Source organism: Polaromonas sp. P3_C2, from assembly GCF_056402675.1.
On the sequence record NZ_JBFUGX010001241.1, the window covers coordinates 1 to 581 of the forward strand.

Sequence of the window (581 nt, forward strand, 5' to 3'; positions counted from 1 at the left end):
GCACGAGGCGCACGAGGCCATTGAATTCATGCTGGCACCGAACCCCGACTTCAACCCGCTTGGCGTGGCACATAACGAAGGTGGCGCGCGCGTGGTGATTGAAGAATTTTTGYAGGGTGAAGAAGCCAGCTTCATCGTGATGTGTGACGGCAAGAATGTGGCCGCCATGGCGACCAGCCAGGACCACAAGCGCTTGCTTGACGGTGACGAAGGTCCCAACACCGGCGGCATGGGCGCGTATTCACCGGCCCCAGTCGTTACCCCCGAAGTGCATGGCCGTGCCATGCGCGAGATCATCCTGCCGACCATCAAGGGCATGGAAAAAGACGGCATTCCGTTCACCGGATTTTTGTATGCCGGCCTGATGATTGATGCGGAAGGCAAGCCGAAAACACTGGAGTTCAACTGCCGCATGGGCGACCCGGAGACGCAGCCGATCATGATGCGCCTCAAAACCGACCTGTATGAGGTGATGATGGCCGCCACCTCGGGTGCGCTGGACCAGATCGAGCTGGACTGGGACCGCCGGCCGGCCCTGGGCGTGGAGATGGCCGCGCACGGCTATCCGCTGAACCCTCGCA

General features: G+C 61.2%; 1 protein-coding gene. It reads left to right on the plus strand.

The window, feature by feature from the left end; all coding sequences use genetic code 11:
• On the plus strand, positions 1-581 hold a 581-nt coding region (locus AC1DWI_RS25850; RefSeq protein WP_477726284.1), incomplete at both ends, for a phosphoribosylamine--glycine ligase.